The organism is Chloroherpetonaceae bacterium (genome assembly GCA_033763895.1).
Classification (GTDB): domain Bacteria; phylum Bacteroidota; class Chlorobiia; order Chlorobiales; family Thermochlorobacteraceae; genus JANRJQ01.
Window position 1 is genome coordinate 1 of record JANRJQ010000006.1, and the last position, 3,966, is coordinate 3,966.

The following is a 3,966-nucleotide window of genomic DNA, read 5'->3' on the forward strand; positions in this document are numbered from 1 at the left end:
GCTTCATCTTGAATTCCATTGGCAAGATCGACGCGGATATGAGGGCCGCTTTGCTCATCGAGCTTAAGTTCATCTTTTGGCTTTCCTTCAAGATTCAGTTTGGAACGCTCACCGGTAAAGATGATTGTCTTTTTTTGAGAATTAAATTGGAGCAACCCAAGTCGGAAGAGATTGCTTCCCAGTATGCCATCAATCTTAAAGCAATCTGATAATATATTTTGCGGGAATACGACAGCAGGGATACGGTTAAATTCGGTATTGGCAAATTGAAATTTATCTAGCGCGATGTACTTCAAGACAGTACTTTGTTCATTGATATCGCGCACCGTGCTTTCGGTAAGTATTGGATACTTCATTTCACTTTGCAGCACTTCAGTGATTGCGCATAGCGAGCCGGTATCGATGAGGAATCGCCGTTTCTTCCCCCCTAATTCTGCGGTTATAATAATCTTGCCATTTATCGATTCATAAGGCATCTCAGAATAAAAATTCGTTTGTACAACCGATCCTTGATTGTAATCTACCTTTTGTGAAAATGCTGAAATTGACCCTAAGGTGATTAAAAGAAAGAAGCTCCATAACTTGAGGCAATACTCTTTGCGATTCCGATTTTTCATAAGATTATTAGGCTTTATTAAAGTACTTATGAAAATTAAGAGATTGTTTTCTCTTCTCCTTAAACGGGATTCAATTGGTTGTAAAATTCTCGTGGGGTTACAGAGAGAGGAAATTGACCTGCAAATTGAAGTGCCGCTTTCTCTGCATCTTCATTTCGCTCAAACACCCCAAAAACCGCCGAGCCACTGCCTGACATCATTGTATGGGCTGCGCCTAATTCTTTCATCTTTTTTTTAATCATTCCAATTTCGGGATAAGCGGCAATCACAGAGGGTTCAAAATCATTCGCAAAATGCTGAAAGTTGTTTGTAAGTTTTCTTTCGCACAAGGTTTGAAACAAGCGTTTGGTATCGTGGGCGGGCTTAGGAAATTCGAGCTTCAGCGATTGATAGGCCCAAGCCGTTGGAACCAAAACCTTTGGAAAAACGACCAACACGGCAAAAGGAAATTGATTGTCCAATGGTTCTAATTTCTCGCCAATGCCTTGCCCACGCATTGCTTTGGGTGAAGCAAGAAAATAGGGAACATCAGCACCCAGCGTTATGGCAATCTCTTTCAGTTTTTGCGCCGGAAGCTCAAGATCCCAAAGTTGATTCAACGCCCGAAGTGTTGCCGCGGCATCGCTGCTGCCACCGCCAAGCCCGGCTCCGTGTGGCACTTCTTTATGCAAATGAATATGACACCCTTTCTGAACGGACATCATTTTTTGAAGCACCCGTGCTGCTTTCATACATAAATTCTCTTCTCCGGTTGGAAGTTCAGGCTTATTGCAACTAAGCGTGAGTGTTTCGGCAGGTTCGAATGTGAGTGTATCGTGCCAAGCGATCGGCAAAAATATTGTTTCAAGGGTATGATAGCCGTTAGGAAGCCGATCGGTAATGTAAAGCGCAAGATTAATTTTGGCGTAGGCCTTTTCGACTAAGCGAGACATCTGGCGAGTCATCTGAATACGGTTCAATTGTGAATTTGCAAAGTTACTTCGTTTCAATTGATTGGCGTATCTTAACGAATTCTTTTCTAAAACAATCAAGGTCAATTCTTAAATCAACAATGGCTGTAACACCATCCGATGTACGACATATTGCCAAATTGGCACGGCTCTCCCTGAGTGAAACCGAAGAAATTTCGATGACAGACGAACTCAATTCCATTCTCAAGTATGTTGAAAAGCTTGATGAGCTTGATACGACCAATGTTGAACCCCTCATCACGATTGGCGATCGGGTTAATGTTTTAAGAGATGATATTCCACAGCCTTCACTTCCCACTTCAGAGGCTTTGAAGAATGCGCCGGATTCACAAGATCGCTTTTTCAAAGTGCCAAAAGTGATTAGCGGACAAGGGTCTTAACTTTGATGCGTTCAAAAAATCATTTCTCCCCTCTTAGTTCCAAAGAGCGATTTCCAAAGCGCGCCACTGAAACTCATTTCACCCATAAATTCAAACTCCTCATCGAATACGAAGGAACGAGATTTAGCGGTTGGCAGGTTCAGCCGCATGCGCCCACGGTTCAAGGTGAAGTAATGAATGCCATTTCTGAGTGTCTCGAAACAGAGCGGTTTGAATTCATCGGTGCTGGAAGAACTGACGCCGGTGTTCACGCCCTCGGCCAAGTCGCTCACTTGGCAATTTCATCAGAGATAATTCAGCGTTTGCCTAAAGAACTCCTTCAATTTCGTTATGCCTTAAACGACCGGCTTCCGCCCGATATCAACATCCTTAATCTATCGACTTGCCCAATCACTTTTCATGCGCGCCACAGCGCCGTTGCGCGAAGTTATCTTTTTCAAATCTCCCGCCGCCGAACTGCCTTCGGGAAAAAATTGGTGTGGTGGATTAAAGACGAGCTCGACTTGGATCGAATGATCGATGCTTCATCGCATTTTATCGGGCGTGTCGATTTCCGTCATTTCACCGACCGTGACCCTGAAGACGGCTCAACCCTCGTAGAAATGCAGCCGATTCAATTTGCTGAGTTTGGGGAGATGATCGTGATGCGTTTCACCGCTTCACATTTTTTATGGAAGCAAATTCGCCGCATGATGGGCGTGCTCGCCGAAGTCGGGCGTGGGAAGCTTGAGTCTAGTCATGTTGCAGATCTTCTTTTTCAACCCAATCCACTCGTCGCAAAACTAACCTCGCCTCCTTCCGGCTTATTTTTCGAAACTGCCTATTACGATGGCGATGAACTTCCAAGCGAGATCCACGCCCCATACGAACTTATGATGCAAGGTTGATGCTGAAATCGCCCTCATTCAATCCCTATAAAAATGTGTACTTTTCGGTTTAATCAATATTTATGCGCAGTACTTACATCAAAGGGTTTTTGCTCCTTTTCTTGGTGCTTGGAGCCGTGACGGTTTTCTACTTTACTCAAATTGTGATTGAGAAAATCAAGGATAAGCAAAAGCGCGAAGTTGGGCTTTGGGTGAAATCCATTAAACTCATTACAGAAACCGAAAACACCGAAGAACTCTCGTTTGTCTTTGGAGAAATTGTCTCGAATATCGATTTCCCCGTCATCCTCACCGATTCAGAGGGAGCACCGCTTACGTGGCGAAATGTTCATCTTGATTCATCTTTAAGCGAAGAAAGGCGAACCGTTATTCTCCGTTCTACGGTTGCCGATATGGATTCGCGGTATGAACCCATCGAAGTGAAACTTGGAGAAGGCTTCACACAATATGTCCATTACGGCGATTCTTCGCTCGTTGTGGCTTTGCGTATCGCGCCATTTGCAGCTGGGGCAGCCATCATCTTTTTTATCCTGCTTGCTTATTTTGGATTTATGTATCTCAAAAAAAGCGAAACTTCAAATATATGGGTTGGGCTTGCCAAAGAAACGGCACACCAATTGGGCACGCCGATTTCCTCCTTAATGGGTTGGGTTGAGCTTCTGAAAGAAAGTGTTGAGAATCCGGAGCGTCAAACACAAATTCTTTTTCAAATGCAAGCGGATATTCATCGGCTCAATCGAGTCGCGACACGCTTTTCGAAAATCGGGTCAAAAGGAACGCTGACAGCAGAAGACTTACTTTCACTCACCGAATCCGTCTTTGAATACTTTCGTCACCGCATCCCACAAATGCGAAAAAATATTCAACTGATTGCTGAGGAACCCGGCGAGAGCGATTCGCCAAAAGCGTTATTCAATCGTGAATTGATGGAGTGGGTACTCGAAAACTTGGTGAAAAATGCCATCGATGCCATCGACCAAAAAGAAGGTTCCATTACCGCAAAGCTATCTTACGACACGCATTTTGTTTTTCTCGACATCACCGATACCGGCAAAGGCATTGAAGCCAAAAACCGTCGTTACATCTTTCGCCCCGGATTCAGTACCAAAGA

General features: G+C 44.3%; 5 protein-coding genes. 3 read left to right on the forward strand and 2 right to left on the reverse strand.

Features of this window, described 5'->3' with window-relative positions:
• On the reverse strand, nt 1-617 hold a 617-nt coding region (locus SFU91_05010), incomplete at its 3' end, for a retropepsin-like aspartic protease (protein ID MDX2128378.1).
• A 59-nt stretch (nt 618-676) separates the two neighbouring features.
• The gene (gene ispE / locus SFU91_05015) at nt 677-1,561 is read right to left on the reverse strand and encodes a 4-(cytidine 5'-diphospho)-2-C-methyl-D-erythritol kinase (GenBank protein MDX2128379.1); all 885 of its coding nucleotides are present in this window, start codon (nt 1,559-1,561) and stop codon (nt 677-679) included.
• A gap of 107 nt (nt 1,562-1,668) precedes the next feature.
• Between ispE and gatC the strand changes: the two genes are divergently transcribed.
• From gatC to SFU91_05030, 3 genes are all read left to right on the forward strand, one after another.
• On the forward strand, nt 1,669-1,968 hold the full coding sequence (gatC, locus tag SFU91_05020) for an Asp-tRNA(Asn)/Glu-tRNA(Gln) amidotransferase subunit GatC (GenBank protein MDX2128380.1): 300 nt from the start codon (nt 1,669-1,671) through the stop codon (nt 1,966-1,968).
• A gap of 5 nt (nt 1,969-1,973) precedes the next feature.
• Complete coding sequence (truA, locus tag SFU91_05025) at nt 1,974-2,855, forward strand: tRNA pseudouridine(38-40) synthase TruA (GenBank protein MDX2128381.1); 882 nt, start codon at nt 1,974-1,976, stop codon at nt 2,853-2,855.
• 62 nt (nt 2,856-2,917) lie between these two features.
• Nucleotides 2,918-3,966: HAMP domain-containing sensor histidine kinase (locus tag SFU91_05030; protein ID MDX2128382.1), on the forward strand; the 1,049-nt coding region annotated here is incomplete at its 3' end.

Excerpts from the sequence above, each read along its gene's own strand:
- ispE (MDX2128379.1), bottom strand. The coding sequence starts at position 1,561 with ATGACTCGCCAGATGTCTCGCTTAGTCGAAAAGGCCTACGCCAAAATT.
- gatC (MDX2128380.1), top strand. The coding sequence starts at position 1,669 with ATGGCTGTAACACCATCCGATGTACGACATATTGCCAAATTGGCACGG.
- truA (MDX2128381.1), top strand. The coding sequence starts at position 1,974 with ATGCGTTCAAAAAATCATTTCTCCCCTCTTAGTTCCAAAGAGCGATTT.